We start from the raw sequence: 17,742 nt of genomic DNA on the forward strand, positions 1-17,742 counted from the left end.
CGGGGAGGCGTATCGGCCCGATACGCAATGATTCCCGGCGCAGCTTTCAACTTGTTACTGAGACTGCAAGCCGCCACGCGGATCAGGCCGCATCGCCGCCTTCCCCGTCGTTGTCACTTTCGGCGGGATTGTCGGAATCGCTTTCCGCCTCGCCCTCAGCCTCAGCCACCTGTTGCAGACCGGACAGCTTGGTCCCTTCGTCAAGGCTGATGAGTGTAACACCTTGGGTCGCACGTCCCATTTCTCGAATTTCCGACACGCGCGTACGGATCAGCACGCCCGTCGTGGTGATCAGCATGATCTGCGCCTCCTGATCCACGAGCGTGGCGGCGACTACCTTGCCGTTACGCTCCGAGGTCTGGATCGCGATCATGCCCTTCGTGCCGCGGCCGTGACGCGTGTACTCGGTGATCGGCGTGCGTTTGCCGAAGCCGTTTTCAGTGGCGGTAAGCACCGACTCCTGCTCGTCGCCGGCCACCAGCAACGCGATCACGTTCTGCCCGTCTTCGAGCTGCATGCCGCGCACGCCGCGCGCCTCGCGGCCCATCGGACGCACGTCGTTCTCGTCGAAACGCACTGCCTTGCCCGAATCCGAGAACAGCATCACGTCGTGCTGGCCGTCCGTGATCGCGGCACCAATCAGGTAATCGCCCTCATCGAGACCGACCGCAATAATACCCTTGCGCAGCGGACGGCTGAATGCTTCGAGCGGCGTCTTTTTTACCGTTCCTAACGCAGTCGCCATGAACACGAACTTGTCGGCCGAGAATTCCTTGACCGGCAGCACGACCGTGATCTTTTCGCCTTCCTGCAACGGGAACATATTGACGATCGGGCGGCCGCGGGAATTCCGCGAGCCCTGCGGCACTTCGTAGACCTTGACCCAGTACACGCGGCCACGGTTCGAGAAGCACAGGATGTGGTCGTGCGTATTCGCGATGAAGAGCGTGTCGATCCAGTCGTCTTCCTTCATGGAAGTCGCCTGTTTGCCGCGACCGCCGCGCTTCTGGGCCCGATATTCGGACAACGGCTGCGATTTCACGTAACCCGCGTGCGACATGGTCACGACCATTTCCTGCGGCGTGATCAGGTCTTCGGTGTTCAGCTCGGTTGCGTTCAGCTCGATCTTCGAGCGGCGCGCATCGCCGAATTCGGCCTTGATCGACGTGAGTTCGTCGACGATGATCGCAGAAATGCGCTCCGGGCGAGCGAGGATGTCGAGCAGGTCGGCGATCTGCGCCATCACGTCGCGGTATTCGCCGATGATCTTGTCCTGCTCGAGACCCGTGAGGCGCTGCAGACGCATCTGCAGGATTTCCTGCGCCTGGGTGTCGGACAGACGGTAGAGGCCGTCGGCCTGCATGCCGAACGACGGGTTCAGACCCTCCGGACGGTAGGCTTCGCGGCCGCCGGCCGTCGCGTTCTCCGTCTCGGCGCGCGACAGCATTTCGCGCACGAGCGATGAATCCCACGCGCGCGCCATCAATTCCTGCTTGGCGATAGGCGGCGTCGGCGCGGCCTTGATGAGCGCGATGAATTCGTCGATGTTCGCGAGCGCAACCGCGAGGCCTTCGAGCACGTGACCACGTTCGCGCGCCTTGCGCAGTTCGTAGACCGTGCGCCGCGTCAACACTTCCCGGCGATGCGACAGGAAGCACGACAGCATTTCCTTCAGATTCAGGAGCTTCGGCTGGCCGTCGACGAGCGCGACCATGTTCATGCCGAAGGTGTCCTGAAGCTGGGTCGCCTTGTACAGGTTGTTCAGCACGACCTCGGGCACTTCGCCGCGCTTCAGCTCGATCACGACGCGCATGCCGCTCTTGTCGGACTCGTCGCGGATGTCGGAAATGCCTTCGAGCTTCTTCTCGTTGACGAGCTCGGCGATGCGCTCGAGCAGCGAGCGCTTGTTCACCTGGTACGGCAGCTCGTCGACGATGATCGCCATGCGCTGGCCGCGGTCGATTTCCTCGAAGTGCGTGAGCGCGCGCATCACGACGCGGCCCCGCCCCGTGCGATAGCCGTCGCGCACGCCGGCCACGCCGTAGATGATGCCGGCGGTCGGGAAGTCGGGCGCGGGAATGATCTCGATCAGCTCGTCGATCGTCGCCTCGGGGTTCTTCAGCAGATGCTGACAGGCGTCGACGACCTCGTTGAGGTTGTGCGGCGGAATGTTGGTCGCCATGCCGACCGCGATGCCGGACGAGCCATTGATCAGCAGATTGGGAATGCGCGCGGGCAGGATGGCCGGTTCGTTTTCGCTGCCGTCGTAGTTCGGCACGAAGTCGACGGTTTCCTTGTCGATGTCGGCAAGCAGCTCGTGGCCGATCTTCGCCATGCGGATTTCGGTGTAACGCATCGCCGCGGCGTTGTCGCCGTCGACCGAACCGAAGTTGCCCTGGCCGTCCACGAGCATGTAGCGCAGCGAAAAGTCCTGCGCCATGCGAACGATGGTGTCGTAGACAGCCGTGTCGCCGTGCGGGTGGTATTTACCGATGACGTCGCCGACGATACGCGCCGACTTCTTGTACGCGCGGTTCCAGTCGTTGTTCAACTCGTGCATCGCGTACAGCACGCGCCGGTGCACCGGCTTCAGGCCATCGCGGACATCGGGAAGCGCTCGCCCTACGATCACGCTCATCGCGTAATCGAGATACGAACGGCGCATTTCCTCCTCTAGGGAGATTGGCAGAGTCTCTTTGGCGAATTGATCCATTATCCGTATCTTTTACGTGCGAAGGCGGCGAGTTCGCCGCACCTTCGCGTAAGCATTGCAGGCGCAACGCATCACGCGATTCTAACATGCCGCGCATTCGCCCCCGGCGATGGTACGTATACATATTAGAGGGGCAGCCGAAAATGCCGCCCCGGCATTCCACTTTTCGCAACGATCGGGCTCGATTCGTGCGTGCGGCAATTTGCCCGCTGAGCCAGAGCTGGCGCACTCCTGCGGCGAATGCATTTGTTGCGCATGCACCACAATTGGAAGGGGATTTGATGGGGGGCAGATTTTTTTTTCGTCGGAAGGGAACGATATGGCAAAATGCCAACGCACAAAGAGTCAGACGCTGCTCGAAGTCTACACAAACGGTTTTTGTTCCGCACCAATGTTATACTTCGAGCAATGTATGACTTGTCTTCGTCAACAGGCTCGCAGTAAACCTGCGGTAATCTCAATTTCGAGAGGAGAAATATGAATAAACTTTCAAAGCTCGCGTTCATTGCAGCTACCGCAGTTATGGCTGCATCCGCCGCGGCGCAATCCGTGCCGGCGTCGCGACAAGCTGTCAACGACAACTGGGTGAATGGTACGGGCGAATACGTGTGGATGAACGGCACGAACGAGCTTTGCTGGCGCGATGCATTCTGGACGCCTGCAACGGCTAACGCCAAGTGCGACGGCGCCCTGGTTGTCCAGGCTCCGACGCCGCCGGCTCCGGCTCCTGCGCCGGCCATCTCCAGCGAAAAGATTACGTACCAGGCTGACGCGCTGTTCGATTTCGACAAGGCAATCCTGAAGCCGGCTGGCAAGGAACGTCTGGGCGAACTGGCAGCGAAGATCGAGGGTATCAACCTCGAAGTCGTCGTGGCAACGGGTCACACCGACCGCATCGGCACGGACGCGTACAACGACCGTCTGTCGATGCGCCGCGCTCAAGCTGTGAAGGCATTCCTGGTCAGCAAGGGCATCGAAGCCAACCGCATCTACACGGAAGGCAAGGGCAAACGCAACCCGGTCACGACTGGTTGCAACCAGCGGAATCGCAAGCAACTCATCGCCTGCCTCGCACCGGATCGTCGCGTGGAAGTCGAAGTTGTCGGCACGCCGAAGCAGTAAGCTGCAAATTACCGCAGTATCGAAAGCCCCGCTCAGGCGGGGCTTTTTTTATGCGCGCTTATCCAACGGTCGCAGCGCCCGCACCGCTTTCCGGCACGACGCGCAACGCCTGCCGCGGTAAGCGGCGCAGGCGTCCGCTATCACATGCCTGCACGCGCGCCTTGGCAAGCCGCCCTTTTGCCGCCCTTTCTCTCGCCCTATATACTCGGGTTTTATCCTCGAGCGCTCGCTCACCGCTCTCATCGAGGCAGCTTTCGCCATGACCAACGCCGACCCCCACGAACTACAGAAATTCAGCGACCTTGCGCATCGGTGGTGGGACCCGAATGCCGAATTCAAGCCGTTACACGAACTCAACCCCATTCGTCTGAGCTGGATCGACACACACGCGCATCTCGCGGGAAAGAAGGTATTGGATATCGGTTGCGGCGGCGGCATTCTGTCGGAATCGATGGCGGGTCTCGGCGCCCATGTGAAGGGCATCGATCTGTCGACGCAGGCTCTCGGCGTTGCCGATCTTCACAGCCTTGAAAGCGGTGTAACCGTCGACTACGAAGAAATCGCCGCCGAGGCGCTCGCTGCCCGCGAACCGGCCAGCTACGACGTGATTACCTGCATGGAAATGCTCGAGCACGTGCCCGAGCCGGCTGCAATCGTCCAGGCATGCAAAGAGCTCGTGAAGCCGGGCGGCTGGGTATTCTTCTCCACGTTGAACCGCAATGTGAAGTCGTACCTCTTCGCGGTGATCGGCGCTGAATACATCGCGCGAATGCTTCCCAAAGGAACGCACGACTACGCGCGCTTTATCCGCCCGTCGGAACTGGCGGGCTTCGTGCGCGCCGCTGGCCTGCACACGAGCGATATCAAAGGCATTGTCTACAACCCGCTCAGCAAGCATTTCACGCTGTCGGCCGACACGAGTGTCAACTACATGCTCGCCTGCCGCCGCGACGCCTGAGCCACCCCGCCCGAACCTGTCCGAATTTGCCTTGACCCGCCGCCCCCGAGCGAACAATGAGCGACCCGACTCCCCTGCCCCAACGCGAAGATAACGACGACGTGCTCGGCCTCTGCCAAGCCGTGCTTTTCGACCTCGACGGCACGCTAGCCGACACGGCGCCCGATCTCGCGGCCGCCGTCAACAAGATGCGCCACGACCGCGGACTGGAGATGGTTCCGCTCGAACAGCTGCGCCCGCTCGCTTCCGCTGGGGCGCGCGGGCTGATCGGCGGCGCGTTCGGTATTGGCCCCGACAACCACGAATTCACGTCGATGCGCGAGGAGTTCCTCGCGAACTACGAAGCCGATTTGTGCATCGAGACCACGCTGTTCCCCGGCATCGCCGAACTGCTCGACGAACTCGACGCGCGCAGTGTGCGCTGGGGCATCGTGACGAACAAGGTCGCGCGGCTCACCGAGCCGCTGGTCGCGCAACTGGGTCTCGAGGAACGGGCCGGCTGCGTGGTGAGCGGCGACACGACCCCGCATTCGAAGCCGCACCCCGCGCCTTTGCTGCATGCTGCACGCGAGCTGGACGTCGCGCCGGAGCGCGTCGTCTATGTCGGCGACGATCTGCGCGACGTGCAGGCAGGCTTCGCCGCCGGCATGAAAACCGTCGCGGCGGCGTACGGCTATTGCGGCAACGACATCCCGCCGACGCAGTGGCACGCGCAGCATGTCGTCCAATCGCCGGCTGAGTTGCAGAAGCTACTGCGTGAAATCGGCTGATGCGCGCGGCGCATCCCCGCGCATCACGCCCCGCATCAGCGCTACCTGACACACTTGCGCGGCGTGGGCGGCCCCGCTAACAGAAAGGAAGCGATAACGGGACGCGGCCGTCAATCTATTGTAAAATCTGCGTTGGCTCATATGTTCTGAGCAACGAACCGCGGGGGCGACCTGGTTTCGACAGGGGTTGCGAAGCGGCTAGGGCATGTCGAGGACCCGTCACCTCGTTAATCAATGGGAAAAACGTAACTGCAAACGACGATACGTTCGCACTGGCAGCCTAAGGGCCGCCGTCCTCTGCCTAGTTCACTGACGGGCTAGTGTCGCAAGACCGGTAGCAATACCGACAGAGGTCATATACGTCAGTTAAGCCTTGGCGGCGTCACGACGTCCGGGTCGAAAATTTAGTGAATCGCCGTAGCGCAGCGTGTTCGTCCGCGTCGCTGCGGTTAAATCAAAAGACAGAACTAAACATGTAGAACTAGTCGTAGAGGACTTCTGGACGCGGGTTCGATTCCCGCCGCCTCCACCAAACACCTTCGGACGTTCATCAGGAACGCCCCTCAAACCCCGGCAGCAACCCTGCTGGGGTTTTTCATTTCAATGGCGTGAAAGCGTCCAGCCGCCCCTCGCTTCCTCGGCCCGCCCGCGGAATACTCCCCGCCCTCACCCGTTCATTCCATTGCACACGCAACAGCGGGCCGCGACTCCATCCGCCGAGTCTCCATTCGCTGCCTATACTCGAACCGAACCATCTCAAACGCGATCTCAAGCACGATCTCAACCGCGCTGTCAAAACCGCACCCTCCAACCCGTCGCCGACACAGGAGCCCGCATCATGCGCAAGTCGATCCTCTTCCTGGCCCCGCTTGCATTAATTGCGCTGCAACAGAGCGCCTTCGCCGATCCACCCAAAGTGAACAGCGGCCGCTTCGTCAATGCTGACGGCATGACGCTCTACACGTTCGACAAAGACACCACGCCAGGCGTAAGCGCCTGCACGGGCGGCTGCATGAACTACTGGCCGCCGGCGACGGCGACCTCGACGGACAAGCCGTCCGGTGACTTGACGCTGGTCCCCAATGCGGACGGCAAACAGCAGTGGGCGTACAAAGGCCATCCGCTCTATCGTTATGCGGCCGACAAGCAGGCGGGGGATACGAAGGGAGACGGTTTCAAGGACATGTGGCACATCGCCAAACCTTGAGCGGACACCTGCGGAAAACGTCGGCCGGTATAGACCAGCCGCAAAGGACCGCAAAGGACCGCAAAGCGCCGCAAGGGGTCGCAAGACCCCGCAAAGCACAACGCCGGCGTAAAGCCGGCGTTGTATCAGGCATCGAGCGGATTCGATGCGAAATCCTAGTTGTCTTGAGGGCACTGCAGATTGCAGCCGTTCGGATCCCCCATGTCACCGCGCTTACGGGCCGCCGAGCGTGTGCCATGCTGATACTTGGCTGACGGCGCGGAAGCCGCGAACGGCATTTGCGGATGCTCGTTGAGACGGAACTCGTCCTGCAGGATGCCGCCCGGCACGCCGGGCGAATTCTGCGCGAAAGCAACGGAGACGGTGGCGCAAAGCACACCTGCCGCTGCAACTGCGGCACATGCGTGGAGAAGGGCTTTCATATCGGTTCAGCGCAACGTGGCGCGCGGTTAAAGCGGAAGCGAAGCTAACAGAGTATCCGAAACGAACGCACTTCGCAGCGGTACCGGCAGCCTTATGTTTACAGCCTCTTACGCCACCGCTTCGCCGAGGCCCTCGGCCAGATCCACGAGCCGGCCGCAGTCGCGCGGATCGTAACCATCGAGCAGCTCGACACTATGGCGAAACGCGCTGCCGCGCAGCAGCCCGATCACGGACGCAAGCGGCGTGCGCGTGAGATGCGCGCGGTCGCAGGCAAAGTAGTAGTCCTCGTCGACGACCGGAATGAAGTCGAGCCCGAAGTGATGCGCGGCCGGCTCCACGCCGAAGCCCACATCCGCCATGCCGCTCGCGACAAAGGCCGCAATCGCCGAATGCGTGAGCTCGGTCGACGCATACCCATTGACCCGGTCCGGGTCCACGCCGATCCGGCGCAGCGCGAGATCGAGCAGCATGCGCGTGCCGGAGCCGGGCTGCCGGTTGACGAAGCGAATGTCGTCGCGGGCGAGATCGGCGAGGCCGGCGATCCGCTTCGGATTGCCCTTGCCGATGAAAAGCCCCTGTTTGCGCCGCGTCAGATGCACGAGCACATGACGCTGCGGGTCGAGCCAGCGCCGGTAGGTATCGGCGCAGGCCGCGCGAAATTCGCCGAGCGGCAGGTGAAAGCCCGCCAGATCGCATTCGCCGCGCGCGAGCGCGCTGACGGCGTCCGCACTATCCCGGTATTTGATGTCGACCGGCAGATCGCGCGCGACGAGCGCTGTCACGAGCGCGGCCACCGCGTAACCGTGCGATGCGTGGATGCGCACGTCGTCGGCGGGCGGCGCGAGCCAGCGGTTCAGATCGCTCGCCACCTCGCTCGCGAGCGCCTGCAGATTGCCGTCGAGCCGCTCGCCGCACAGCCGCTGCGCGCGCAGCACCGCCTGGCCGAGCTCGGAGAGCACGGAGCCGCGCCCGCGCTCTTTCGCGATCAGCGCCCCGCCCAGACGCTCCTCGATGCTGCGCAGCAACCCCCACGCGTGCCGGTAGGACAAACCCTTAAGCGCCGCGGCCTGCGCGATGCTGCCCGATTCGTCGACGAGCGCGAGCAGCGGCACCACGTCAGACAGGCTGGCCTCGCGGCCGTCCGCGCCCTTCACCACCAGTTCGACCTGGCATTCGATCCTGACCATATATGCTCAACTCTTTCCTATTGCGCGTACCGTCTGGCCCGCCTATCGTTCAGCTATACCATATCGGATAAGCGAAGCATACGTGCACACATTATGAATAACAAGTGCATATATCGCTTTGAAGGAGCCCCCAATTGGATGATTCTCTCGCCCTCGCGCCGGATCAGCTCGTGCAGCGTCACGCGCAGCCGGGCAGATCGCTGCTGACCATCCTGCACGCGATCCAGGACGATCTCGGCTACGTGCCGCCCGCCGTGGTTGAACCGCTCGCTCGCGCGCTGAACCTCTCGCGCGCGGAAGTGCACGGCGTCATCACCTACTACCACCATTTCCGCACCACGCCCGCTGCGCCCGTGACCGTGCAACTGTGCCGCGCCGAAGCATGCCGCAGCATGGGCACCGAAGCACTCGCACAGCACATCGAGGCGCACACCGGTTGCCGTTTCGACACCGGGCATCAGGACGGCGCCAACGTGGAACTCGAATCGGTGTACTGCCTCGGCCAATGCGCGCTATCGCCGGCGCTGATGCTCAACGGCACCCTGCACGCGCGCGTGTCACCGCAAAAATTCGACGCGCTGTTCGCCGCGGCCCGCAAGCGCGTGGAGGTGCCGGCATGACGCGCATCTATGTCCCCCGCGATTCATCGGCGCTCGCGCTCGGCGCCGATGCGCTTGCTGAAGCCATCGCGACCGAGGCCACGCGCCGCGGCATCGACATCGAACTCGTGCGCAACGGCTCGCGCGGGCTGCTGTGGCTCGAACCGCTCGTCGAGGTTGCGACGCCCGAAGGCCGCATCGGTTACGCGAACGTCGAAACGCAAGACGTCGCCGCGCTATTCGATGCGGGTTTCGTCGACGGCGGCGAGCATGCGCGGCGCGTCGGCGTGGTCGACGAGATTCCGTATCTGAAGAAGCAGCAACGCCTGACCTTTGCGCGCATCGGTATCACCGATCCGCTGTCGATCGACGACTACCTCGCCAACGGCGGCCTCGACGGCCTGCGCGCGGCACTGCAAACCGACGGCGACGCCGCCTGCGCAGCGCTGATCGAATCCGGCCTGCGCGGTCGTGGCGGCGCGGCGTTTCCGGCCGGCATCAAATGGCGCACGGTGCGCGGCGCGAAGGCGGCGCAGAAGTACATCGTCTGCAATGCCGACGAGGGCGACTCGGGCACCTTCTCCGATCGCCTCGTGATGGAAAGCGACCCGTACATGCTGATCGAAGGCATGATCATCGCGGGCGTCGTGACGGGCGCCACGGTCGGCTACATCTACGTGCGCAGCGAATACCCGCATTCGATCGCGACGCTCGAAGCGGCCATCGCCCACGCGCGCAAAGCGGGCTGGCTCGGCGACAGCGTGCTCTCGAGTACGCACCGCTTCGAGCTGTTCGTCGCGAAAGGCGCGGGCTCATACGTGTGCGGCGAAGAAACCGCGCTGCTCGAATCGCTCGAAGGCAAGCGCGGCATCGTGCGCGCAAAGCCGCCGGTGCCGGCGCTTGCCGGTTTGTACGGCCAGCCGACCGTCATCAACAACGTCATCACGCTCGCGACGGTGCCGATCATTTTCGCGCGCGGCGCGGCGTTCTATCAGAACTTCGGCATGGGCCGCTCGCGCGGCACGCTGCCGTTCCAGCTCGCCGGCAACATCAGGCGCGGCGGGCTCGTCGAACTTGCGTTCGGCGTGACACTGCGCGAGTTGCTCGAAGACTACGGCGGCGGCACGGCGAGCGGCCGGCCGGCGCGCGCGGTGCAGGTGGGCGGCCCGCTCGGCACGTATCTGCCGCAAAGCCAGTGGGACATTCCGATGGACTACGAAGCGTATGCGGCAGTCGGCGCGGTGATCGGCCACGGCGGCCTCGTCGTGCACGACGACACCTCGAATCTCGCCGAACTCGCGCAATACGCGATGCACTTCTGCGCGCTCGAATCATGCGGCAAATGCACGCCGTGCCGGATCGGCTCGACGCGCGGCGTCGAGGTGATCGCGCGGATTCGCAACGGCGACACATCCACGCGCCAGGTGCAATTGCTGCGCGATCTGTGCGACACGATGGTGTCCGGTTCGTTGTGCGCGATGGGCGGCATGACGCCGTACCCGGTGCTGTCCGCGCTCGATCATTTCCCCGAAGACTTCGGTCTCGCCGGCGATCACACTGCCGATCACGCCACCAAAGCGGCCGCGGCCTGACCCAGGAGCCACATCATGTCCGATCAGTTCAACTCCTCCACTGGCGGCTGCGGTTCAGGCAATTGCGCGTGCAAGTCGCAGGCGCAAGCACGCGCCGCCAACCCCGCTTTGAACCCCTTCGCCGACGACATCGATTACGGCACACCCGAGCGTCACGCCGACGTCGACGTCACGCTCGAAATCGACGGCCAGGCGGTGACCGTGCCCGCCGGCACGTCGGTGATGCGCGCGGCGATCGAAGCCGGCGTCAACGTGCCGAAGCTCTGCGCGACCGATTCGCTCGAACCGTTCGGCTCGTGCCGCCTGTGCCTCGTCGAAATCGAAGGACGGCGCGGCTATCCGGCTTCATGCACGACGCCGGTCGAAGCCGGCATGAAGGTGCGCACACAGACTGACCGTCTGCAGACGCTGCGCCGCAATGTGATGGAACTGTACATCTCCGACCATCCGCTCGACTGCCTCACCTGCCCCGCCAACGGCGACTGCGAGCTGCAGGACATGGCGGGCGTGACGGGCTTGCGCGAAGTGCGCTACGGCTTCGACGGCGCGAATCATCTGAAGGACCAGAAGGACGAATCGAATCCGTACTTCACCTACGATCCGTCGAAGTGCATCGTCTGCAATCGCTGCGTGCGCGCGTGCGAGGAAACGCAGGGCACGTTCGCGCTGACGATCGCCGGACGCGGCTTCGAATCGCGCGTCGCGGCCAGCGAAAACCAGCCGTTCATGGAATCGGAGTGCGTCTCGTGCGGCGCGTGCGTGGCCGCGTGCCCGACCGCGACCCTGCAGGAAAAGAGCGTCGTCATGCTCGGCCAGGCCGAGCATTCGGTCGTCACGACCTGCGCGTATTGCGGCGTCGGCTGCTCGTTCAAGGCCGAGATGAAGGGCAACCAGGTCGTGCGGATGGTGCCGCACAAGAACGGCCAGGCCAACGAAGGCCATGCGTGCGTGAAGGGCCGCTTCGCCTGGGGCTACGCGACGCACAAGGACCGCATCACGAAGCCGATGATCCGCGCGAAGATCACCGACCCGTGGCGCGAAGTGAGCTGGGACGAAGCGATCTCGTATGCGGCGTCGGAATTCCGCCGCATCCAGACCAAGCACGGGCGCGATTCGATCGGCGGCATCACGTCGTCGCGCTGCACGAACGAAGAAACGTATCTCGTGCAGAAGCTCGTGCGTGCCGCGTTCGGCAACAACAACGTCGACACCTGCGCGCGCGTGTGCCATTCGCCGACCGGCTACGGCCTGAAGACGACGCTCGGCGAATCGGCGGGCACGCAGACGTTCGCGTCGGTCGATAAAGCCGACGTCATCATGGTGATCGGCGCGAATCCGACCGACGGCCACCCGGTGTTCGGCTCGCGGCTAAAGCGTCGCGTGCGCGAAGGCGCAAAGCTGATCGTCGTCGATCCGCGCAGGATCGATATCGTCGACACACCGCATGTGAAGGCATCGCACCATCTGCAATTGCGGCCCGGCACCAACGTCGCGATCATCAACGCGCTCGCGCATGTGATCGTCACCGAAGGTCTGCTCAACGAAGCATTCATCGCCGAGCGCTGCGAGACGCGCGCGTTCGAGCAGTGGCGCGATTTCGCCGCGCTGCCGGAGAACGCGCCGGAAGCAACCGAAGCAGCGACCGGCGTGCCGGCCCAGCAGGTGCGCGAAGCGGCCCGCATCTACGCAACCGGCGGCAACGCCGCGATCTACTACGGGCTCGGCGTCACCGAACACGCGCAAGGCTCGACGATGGTGATCGGTATCGCGAACCTCGCGATGGCGACCGGCAACGTCGGCCGCGAAGGCGTCGGCGTGAATCCGCTGCGCGGCCAGAACAACGTGCAGGGCTCGTGCGACATGGGCTCGTTCCCGCACGAGTTGCCGGGCTATCGCCATATCGGCGACACGGTGACGCGTTCGCTCTTCGAAGACGCATGGAGCGTCACGCTGCAACCCGAGCCCGGCCTGCGCATTCCGAACATGTTCGACGCCGCGCTGCACGGCAGCTTCATGGGTCTCTACTGCCAGGGCGAGGACATCGTGCAGTCGGACCCGAACACACATCATGTGGCGGCGGCGTTGTCGTCGATGGAATGCATCGTCGTGCAGGACATTTTCCTCAACGAGACCGCCAAGTACGCGCACGTGCTGCTGCCCGGCTCGTCGTTCCTCGAAAAGGACGGCACCTTCACGAATGCCGAGCGCCGTATCTCGCGCGTGCGCAAGGTGATGCCGCCGCTCGCAGGTTACGCGGACTGGGAAGTCACGCTGCTGCTCTCGCACGCGCTCGGCTACGAAATGAACTACACGCATCCGTCGGAGATCATGGACGAGATCGCGCGACTCACGCCGACCTTCCACGGCGTGTCGTATCGGAAGCTCGACGAGCTCGGCAGCCTCCAGTGGCCGTGCAACGAAGACGCGCCCGACGGCACGCCGACCATGCACGTCGATACCTTCGTGCGCGGCAAGGGCCGCTTCGTGATTACGAAGTTCATCGCATCGCCGGAAAAGGTCACGCGCAAGTATCCGCTGCTGCTGACGACCGGCCGCATCCTCTCGCAATACAACGTCGGCGCGCAGACGCGCCGCACCGACAACTCGCGCTGGCATGACGAGGACCGGCTCGAACTGCATCCGCACGACGCGGAAGAACGCGGCATCAAGACAGGCGACTGGGTCGGCATCGAATCGCGCGCAGGCCAGACCGTGCTGCGCGCGAAGGTGACTTCGCGGATGCAGCCGGGCGTGGTCTACACGACGTTCCACTTCCCCGAATCGGGCGCGAACGTGATTACGACCGACAGCTCCGATTGGGCGACCAACTGCCCCGAATACAAGGTGACCGCGGTGCAGGTGATGCCGGTCGAGCAACCGTCGCAATGGCAGAAGGACTATTCGCGCTTCAACCACGAACAGCTCGAATTGCTCAGGCAGCGCGAGTTGGCCAACGTAAGCGCGGGCAAGTGAGGCGAGCGATGGACAATCGGAATCTGATCGACATGGCGAACCGGATCGGCGACTTCTTCGAATCGATGCCGGACCACGAAGAGGCGCTGACCGGCGTCGCCGAACACATCCGCCGCTTCTGGGAGCCGCGCATGCGGCGCGCGCTGCTCGCGACGCTCGACGAAGCGCCGGATGCGTATGACATTGCGCTATCGGACTTCGTGCGCGAGGCGATCGTCGGGCATCGCGCGCAGTTGACGCCGGTGGAGACCTCGACGACGGCTTAGGTCGCTTCGGCGTCTCAGCCCGCTACGGCGATTTAAGCCGCCGCGGCCCGAGCCGCAGCTCACGCCCAGGCGGCGCTCGCCATCACAACGCCACCCGCTCCGGCACCTCGCCCCCCACCGCGAACCACGCCTCGCAGTGCCGCAGCAGACCGAGCAGATCCGATCCGGTCCGTCCGCGCGCACTGATATACCCATCGGGCCGCACGAGATAAAACGACGGCCGCGTGCGTCCATACGATTCGGCAAGCGCGGGACCACCGTCACCGCTCGTATCGGTAATGCGCCAGATCCGCACCGCGCCCGGCAGCAGGCGCTCGATCTCGGCCGCGAGCTTCTCCACCTCCGGGTCCGGCGGCGGCGCATGCTTCGCGGCGGGATCGAGCGGCGTGCCGTCGACGGGCAACGGCGGCACGAGCAGAAACAGCGAGAAAAACGCCGGATCGTGCAGATCGAAGATGCAACCCACGCCGGGCGCGCGCCCAAGCGGCCCATCGACGACATGCACGAGCGCATCGGGTGCGCGTTCGCCCGCACGCGGGCCGCCGTCGAGCACGCGCTCGAACGTGAGCGGACTGCGCCGGTACTGGATCGACAACTCGCTGATCGTCGCGCGCGCGGCGTCGCGCAGCGGACCGAGCGCGGCGAGCACCGGCATCACGCGCTCGCGCAGCAGCTTGAGCGGACCATGACCAGCCTCGGCCATCTGCATGATGAAGCCGGTCTGGCGCAGCACCTCGCGCTCGATCGGATGCCGTTCGAGGTGATACGTGTCGAGCAGGCGGTCCGGCGCCGCGCCGCGGATCACGCGCGCGAGCTTCCAGCCGAGGTTGAGCGCTTCCTGGATACCCGTGTTCAAGCCCTGCGCACCGGCCGGACTGTGCACGTGCGCGGCGTCACCGGCAAGAAAGATGCGGCCCACGCGCAGGCGGTCCACCATCCGGCTATTGACGTGGAAATACGAGGACCACGCGAGATCCGATACGTCGACGCGCTCGCGCACGCGCCGCGCGATCAGCGCCTTGCATTGTTCGAGCGACGGCGCCAGGTCTGGGTCCAGTACCGGGGCCGACGGTGACTCGCCGGGCGCCGCGGACGCCGGCGGTACGGCGATGCCGAACGGCCGGGCCGCATGATCGGCGATCAGCCGATGGCGGCCGTGGCCCATCGGAAAGAGCGCGACCAGCCCCTCGCCGGACGCGAAGATGTGGAACTCGTCGTCGGGCCAGTCGGTTTCGGCGCGCAGGTCGGCGAGCAGGAAGGTCTGCTCGAAGGTCTTGCCCTCGAAGCTCAGGCCGAGCCGCTGGCGGATCGAGCTATGCGCGCCGTCGGCGGCGATCAGGTACGACGGACGCATCGGTTCGGTGTGGCCGTCCGCGCGGCGCAGCGTCGCCTGAATGCTCGCCGAGCCTTGCATGAACATCGTCAGTTCGACGCCGCGCTCGACCGTCACGCCGAGCGTGGCGAGATGCTCGGTGAGCAGCCGCTCGGTGGTCGATTGTTCGAGAAACAGCAGATACGGATAGCGCGTGTGCAGCGGATCGAAATCGAGCTGCGCGAGCCGCATGCCGTTCGAGAAGAGATTCGCGACGCGCGCGCGATGGCCGAGTTCGAGAAACGGTTCGATCAGCCGGTGCTGCTCGAGCAGCTCGAGCGTGCGGGCCTGAATGCCGATCGCGCGCGAATGCGGATTCGGCTGCAGCGCCTTGTCGATCAGACGCACGGGAATATGGGCACGCGCGAGACTCAACGCTGCGGCAAGTCCGGTGGGACCGGCCCCGACGATCAGCACTGGCGACGCATCGTATGCGGCAGCGTCCATGCAGAACTCCGGCGGCAACAATGCGCTCTAGTGTACGCCGCCGATAATGCACACACGCGTGCGCTGCATCAATCGTGGAAGCGGCTGGTGGGGTACGGCGGCGCATCGTGCATCGCACAGGCAAGTCGTGTTGCCGGCCATCGTGCCGTACCTTGCCCCGTCCTTCCGGTCCCCCGCCCAAATCCGGGCTCCCCGCGCCAAGTGTGGGAAAATGCGGCCTCAGTCTGATCCGAATGCCATTCCTCCGTCATGCAACCTGTATTTGACCGCGCGTTCGCGGCGCATCGTGACGGCCGCCTCGACGACGCCGAGCGCGACTACCGCGCCACGCTCGAGCACAATCCCAGCCACGTCGACGCGCTGCACCTGCTCGGCGTGCTGCGCCATCAACAGGGCCAGCACGAGGAAGCCGTGGCGCTCGTGCGGCGCGCGGTCAATCTGCGCCCCGAAGACGCCGCGCTGCAACTGAACCTCGGCAACGCGCTGAAGGCGCTCGGCCAGATCGACGCGGCGATCGAACAGTTCCGCAACGCGCTCACGCTCGCGCCGACGTTCCCGATGGCGCACTACAACCTCGGCAACGCGTATGCGTCGGTGGGCCGTCACGAAGACGCCGCCGACGCGTTCGAGCGATCGCTGCGCCTGCAACCGGACGACGTGTCCTCGCACAACAATCTCGGCAACGCGCTGCACGCGCTCGGCCGCCATGAAGAGGCGATCACGTCGTTCAGGCGCACGCTCGAGCTGCGCCCCGGCCACGCGGGCGCGCTGAACAACATGGGTATGTCGCTGAACGCGCTCGATCGCCCGCACGAAGCCGTGCCCTGCTTCGAAGCCGCGCTCGCCGCCGAGCCGCGCTTCGTCGCCGCGCACTTCAATCTCGCCAATACCTTCGACGCCACCGGCCGTCATGCCGAAGCGGTCGCGTCGTTCGAAGCGGTGCTGCGCCTGCAGCCGAACCTGCCGCCCGCGATCTACGGGATGGGCAACGCGCTCGCGGCGCTCGGCCGCCCCGGGCAGGCGCAACCGTATCTGGAGCGCGCGGTCGGTCTCGACCCGCAATTCGCGCTCGCGTGGCTCGCCCTCGGCGCCGTGCATCAGGCGCTCGGCGCGCATACGGCCGCGGTGCGCGCGCTCGATCAGGCGCTGCGCCTGAGTCCCGATCTCGCGTCCGCGCATATGAACCGCGCGCTTGCGTGGCTCGCGATGCGCGATTTCGCACGCGGGCTGCCGGAATACGAATGGCGCTCGCAAATCGTTGCGCAACCGGTCATCGAGACACTGCCGCGCTGGCACGGCGAGCCGATCGAACAGCGCACGCTGCTGGTCCATGCCGAACAGGGTTTAGGCGACACGCTGCAGTTCGTGCGCTTCATGCCGCTCGTCGCGCAGCGCGCTGCGCGCGTCGTGCTCGAAGTGCAGCCGCCGTTGCTGCCGCTCCTCGCGCCCGCCGCGCAGGCGTGGCGCGTGACGCTGATCGCGCAGGGCCAGCCGCGCCCCGCCGCCGATCTGCAGATTCCGCTGTTGAGTCTGCCGCTCGCGCTCGGCACGAGCTACGACACGATTCCGGGCCACACGCCGTATCTGAGCGTGCCGCCTGCCTACGGCCGCAAATGGCGCGGCTCGCTCGGCGGCCAGGCGAAACGCAAGATCGGGCTCGCGTGGTCGGGACGCATCCAGCGCAACGAAACGCGCTCGATGCCGCTCGCCGCGCTCGATCCGCTCTTCGCGCTCGACGGCATCGACTGGATCGTGCTGCAGCCCGATCTCAGCGACGAGGAACGCGCGGCGCTCGACGCGCATCCGCGCGCCGGATCGATTCATCGCCTCGACAGGCGTATCGGCGACTTCGCCGATACCGCGGCGATCGTCGCGCGGCTCGACGCGGTCGTGTCGATCGATACGTCGATCGCGCACCTGGCCGGCGCGCTGCGCAAGCCACTCTGGCTGATGCTGCCGTTCGCCGCCGACTGGCGCTGGTTCGATGGCGATACACGCAGCCCGTGGTATCCGGGCGCAACGCTCGTGCGTCAGCCGCGGCCCGGCGCGTGGGACGAGGTCGTCGACGTGGTGGCGAAGGAATTGCGCAACGGCTAGCGGCGAGCGCCGCCTT

General features: G+C 64.9%; 13 protein-coding genes and 1 other RNA gene. 10 read left to right on the plus strand and 4 right to left on the minus strand.

All coding sequences use genetic code 11. From position 1 onward, the window contains the following. Positions 1 to 82 precede the first annotated feature (82 nt). Positions 83 to 2,713, minus strand: a complete 2,631-nt coding sequence (gene gyrA / locus B9Z01_RS04380) for a DNA gyrase subunit A (protein WP_085480985.1) — start codon at positions 2,711 to 2,713, stop codon at positions 83 to 85. 477 nt (positions 2,714 to 3,190) lie between these two features. Between gyrA and ompA the strand changes: the two genes are divergently transcribed. The 5 genes from ompA (at position 3,191) to B9Z01_RS04405 (ending at position 6,770) form a co-directional block, all read left to right on the plus strand. After that, on the plus strand, positions 3,191 to 3,835 hold the full coding sequence (gene ompA, locus B9Z01_RS04385) for an outer membrane protein OmpA (protein ID WP_085480986.1): 645 nt from the start codon (positions 3,191 to 3,193) through the stop codon (positions 3,833 to 3,835). A gap of 259 nt (positions 3,836 to 4,094) precedes the next feature. After that, entirely contained in the window at positions 4,095 to 4,793 is a 699-nt protein-coding gene (gene ubiG, locus B9Z01_RS04390) for a bifunctional 2-polyprenyl-6-hydroxyphenol methylase/3-demethylubiquinol 3-O-methyltransferase UbiG (protein ID WP_085480987.1), read from the plus strand. A 56-nt stretch (positions 4,794 to 4,849) separates the two neighbouring features. Next, positions 4,850 to 5,563 (plus strand): phosphoglycolate phosphatase, encoded by a 714-nt coding sequence (gene gph, locus B9Z01_RS04395; RefSeq protein ID WP_085480988.1) that lies wholly within the window; start codon positions 4,850 to 4,852, stop codon positions 5,561 to 5,563. Positions 5,564 to 5,725: 162 nt separating this feature from the next. Further along, positions 5,726 to 6,095, plus strand: a transfer-messenger RNA (tmRNA) gene (ssrA, locus tag B9Z01_RS04400). Between the two features lie 306 nt (positions 6,096 to 6,401). Next, the gene (locus B9Z01_RS04405) at positions 6,402 to 6,770 is read left to right on the plus strand and encodes a COG4315 family predicted lipoprotein (RefSeq protein WP_085480989.1); all 369 of its coding nucleotides are present in this window, start codon (positions 6,402 to 6,404) and stop codon (positions 6,768 to 6,770) included. A 155-nt stretch (positions 6,771 to 6,925) separates the two neighbouring features. On the opposite strand, the gene B9Z01_RS04410 is transcribed toward B9Z01_RS04405, so the two are convergent. Then, positions 6,926 to 7,192, minus strand: coding sequence for a hypothetical protein (locus B9Z01_RS04410; protein ID WP_085480990.1), 267 nt, complete (start codon positions 7,190 to 7,192; stop codon positions 6,926 to 6,928). Between the two features lie 108 nt (positions 7,193 to 7,300). Next, a complete protein-coding gene (locus tag B9Z01_RS04415; protein ID WP_085480991.1) occupies positions 7,301 to 8,380 on the minus strand; it encodes a substrate-binding domain-containing protein in 1,080 nt (359 codons plus the stop codon). Between the two features lie 134 nt (positions 8,381 to 8,514). Here B9Z01_RS04415 and B9Z01_RS04420 point away from each other — a divergent pair, with 134 nt between their 5' ends. The 4 genes from B9Z01_RS04420 to B9Z01_RS04435 are packed head-to-tail and all read left to right on the plus strand — an operon-like array spanning position 8,515 to position 13,810. Next, positions 8,515 to 9,000, plus strand: coding sequence for an NAD(P)H-dependent oxidoreductase subunit E (locus tag B9Z01_RS04420; protein ID WP_085480992.1), 486 nt, complete (start codon positions 8,515 to 8,517; stop codon positions 8,998 to 9,000). Next, a complete protein-coding gene (locus tag B9Z01_RS04425) occupies positions 8,997 to 10,571 on the plus strand; it encodes a formate dehydrogenase beta subunit (protein ID WP_085480993.1) in 1,575 nt (524 codons plus the stop codon). The genes B9Z01_RS04420 and B9Z01_RS04425 overlap by 4 nt, the downstream gene beginning before the upstream one ends. 15 nt (positions 10,572 to 10,586) lie before the next feature. Beyond that, complete coding sequence (fdhF, locus tag B9Z01_RS04430) at positions 10,587 to 13,544, plus strand: formate dehydrogenase subunit alpha (protein WP_085480994.1); 2,958 nt, start codon at positions 10,587 to 10,589, stop codon at positions 13,542 to 13,544. Positions 13,545 to 13,552: 8 nt separating this feature from the next. Continuing rightward, positions 13,553 to 13,810 (plus strand): formate dehydrogenase subunit delta, encoded by a 258-nt coding sequence (locus B9Z01_RS04435; RefSeq protein ID WP_085480995.1) that lies wholly within the window; start codon positions 13,553 to 13,555, stop codon positions 13,808 to 13,810. Positions 13,811 to 13,892: 82 nt separating this feature from the next. Here B9Z01_RS04435 and B9Z01_RS04440 read toward each other — a convergent pair whose 3' ends face one another. After that, entirely contained in the window at positions 13,893 to 15,629 is a 1,737-nt protein-coding gene (locus B9Z01_RS04440) for an FAD-dependent monooxygenase (protein WP_085480996.1), read from the minus strand. 249 nt (positions 15,630 to 15,878) lie between these two features. On the opposite strand from B9Z01_RS04440, the gene B9Z01_RS04445 reads away from it, so the two are divergent. Then, on the plus strand, positions 15,879 to 17,726 hold the full coding sequence (locus tag B9Z01_RS04445) for a tetratricopeptide repeat protein (RefSeq protein ID WP_085480997.1): 1,848 nt from the start codon (positions 15,879 to 15,881) through the stop codon (positions 17,724 to 17,726). Positions 17,727 to 17,742: the final 16 nt, after the last annotated feature.

It is taken from the genome of Paraburkholderia susongensis (assembly GCF_900177725.1).
Lineage (GTDB): Bacteria > Pseudomonadota > Gammaproteobacteria > Burkholderiales > Burkholderiaceae > Paraburkholderia > Paraburkholderia susongensis.

What these genes read in the sequence shown, in the direction of transcription:
- gyrA (WP_085480985.1), bottom strand. Translation starts at nt 2,713, where the DNA reads ATGGATCAATTCGCCAAAGAGACTCTGCCAATCTCCCTAGAGGAGGAA.
- ompA (WP_085480986.1), top strand. Translation starts at nt 3,191, where the DNA reads ATGAATAAACTTTCAAAGCTCGCGTTCATTGCAGCTACCGCAGTTATG.
- ubiG (WP_085480987.1), top strand. Translation starts at nt 4,095, where the DNA reads ATGACCAACGCCGACCCCCACGAACTACAGAAATTCAGCGACCTTGCG.
- gph (WP_085480988.1), top strand. Translation starts at nt 4,850, where the DNA reads ATGAGCGACCCGACTCCCCTGCCCCAACGCGAAGATAACGACGACGTG.
- B9Z01_RS04405 (WP_085480989.1), top strand. Translation starts at nt 6,402, where the DNA reads ATGCGCAAGTCGATCCTCTTCCTGGCCCCGCTTGCATTAATTGCGCTG.
- B9Z01_RS04410 (WP_085480990.1), bottom strand. Translation starts at nt 7,192, where the DNA reads ATGAAAGCCCTTCTCCACGCATGTGCCGCAGTTGCAGCGGCAGGTGTG.
- B9Z01_RS04415 (WP_085480991.1), bottom strand. Translation starts at nt 8,380, where the DNA reads ATGGTCAGGATCGAATGCCAGGTCGAACTGGTGGTGAAGGGCGCGGAC.
- B9Z01_RS04425 (WP_085480993.1), top strand. Translation starts at nt 8,997, where the DNA reads ATGACGCGCATCTATGTCCCCCGCGATTCATCGGCGCTCGCGCTCGGC.
- fdhF (WP_085480994.1), top strand. Translation starts at nt 10,587, where the DNA reads ATGTCCGATCAGTTCAACTCCTCCACTGGCGGCTGCGGTTCAGGCAAT.
- B9Z01_RS04435 (WP_085480995.1), top strand. Translation starts at nt 13,553, where the DNA reads ATGGACAATCGGAATCTGATCGACATGGCGAACCGGATCGGCGACTTC.
- B9Z01_RS04440 (WP_085480996.1), bottom strand. Translation starts at nt 15,629, where the DNA reads ATGGACGCTGCCGCATACGATGCGTCGCCAGTGCTGATCGTCGGGGCC.
- B9Z01_RS04445 (WP_085480997.1), top strand. Translation starts at nt 15,879, where the DNA reads ATGCAACCTGTATTTGACCGCGCGTTCGCGGCGCATCGTGACGGCCGC.